Source organism: Photorhabdus sp. HUG-39 (genome assembly GCF_963878365.1).
Lineage (GTDB): Bacteria > Pseudomonadota > Gammaproteobacteria > Enterobacterales > Enterobacteriaceae > Photorhabdus > Photorhabdus kayaii.
In genome coordinates, this window is record NZ_CAWNWY010000098.1 from 1 (window position 1) to 1354 (window position 1354).

The window sequence follows — 1354 nt, forward strand, 5'->3', positions numbered from 1 at the left end:
CCAACCTTCAGCGCCAGCGAGAATGGCGCTGATGACAAGAAAAATAACATCAATCAGCTCGTATTGACGATTGATGTCAGAACGAGTTTCTTTCACAACGGTTAAATGTTCAATCAGGGTCTGGTTCGGATTCATGGGCGAGTATTAAAAAGAAAAATAAGGAGAATGAGATCATATAATTACGGTTCATTCAAGGGGGGGGTAAAAAAGTATGCTCGCGCCCTGCAGTAACTCCACCAGACTCAGGCTATTTAATTTTGAGCGGGGATCTCAGGTTACTGACAAATTTATTTAAAATACGGGGTGTTATCATTGCATATACCCTATGGATTTCAAGATGCATCGCGACGGCAAGGGAGCGAATCCCCGGGAGCATAGATAACTATGAGACCGGGGTGAGTGAGCGCAGCCAACAAAGAGGCAACTTGAAAGATGACGGGTATAAACAAGGATAAAAGGTCTAACAGATTAATCAGCCAGAAAAGCGATAACAATTGGACAGGTATTTAAGTGTTAACAGAGCACGAAAACAGTTTGAAAAGTAACAGTATGAATTGATTTTAATCCCAGATCATATTAAAGACATAAAAAGCAGTATAGTTTAAATAAAATCGTAGACTAGACTGATTAAAACAATGTAAAGCCGTTTAATCCAGCGTATTTTACAGTTTTATATAATAAATGAAAAACAATAACACTACAATTAACCAGACTCATATTCTGTTAAATCATTCACTTGAACTTTTTTATGACCGACTATTTAACTAGTTTATGGCAAAGTTTATACTATTTAAAAATATTATTAAAATCGATTCCTTTGGGAAAATAGATCATCTAATTAAATTATTCATATGTTTATCTTCCTTTTTTCCAGGAATATGAATATTAACAAAACCCATTTTTTTCTTGTTTTTCACTAAAATGTTTATGATGGGTAAGTTTTAAACTACTATTAAAAATCATTTTTTAATCTCTGGTTTTAATCGGCATAAGGTTTTAACCGTTATTTTTACCCTCTCTACATTTTATTTTTACTGGCTCTGTTTTACTGGCAATCCTAAGAGCCTATCCCAATAAGCGTAATTGTTGCAGGCCGTTCTTATAAATAAACAGTGAACATGGACAGCGCGGAAAAATCGGAACGTACACGTAGTACGTGAGGATTTTGAGCCTTCATTCCGCACCTAATTCAGGAATAAACCGCTTTATATTGTGCGCCTAATAAATTCAAAAGCTCATGGTGGTAAGATTGCATTCCTGTCACCATTTTATGTTCTTGAAATTCAAAGGTGTTGATCCCTTCAAAGGCCAGAAATACCCAACGCGCGGTGGGTGATTGTGTCGGTTTGTTCTT

At 36.0% G+C, this 1354-nt stretch carries 1 protein-coding gene and 2 pseudogenes; 1 reads left to right on the top strand and 2 read right to left on the bottom strand.

The genetic code is table 11. The features are described from left to right. Window positions 1–135: pseudogene (locus tag AAC155_RS24155) on the bottom strand (transposase family protein); the annotation flags it as partial. 122 nt (window positions 136–257) lie between these two features. Here AAC155_RS24155 and AAC155_RS24160 point away from each other — a divergent pair. Beyond that, a complete protein-coding gene (locus AAC155_RS24160) occupies window positions 258–455 on the top strand; it encodes a hypothetical protein (protein WP_158536638.1) in 198 nt (65 codons plus the stop codon). 734 nt (window positions 456–1189) lie between these two features. On the opposite strand, the pseudogene AAC155_RS24165 reads toward AAC155_RS24160, so the two are convergent. After that, a pseudogene (locus AAC155_RS24165) lies at window positions 1190–1354 on the bottom strand (IS1634 family transposase); the annotation flags it as partial.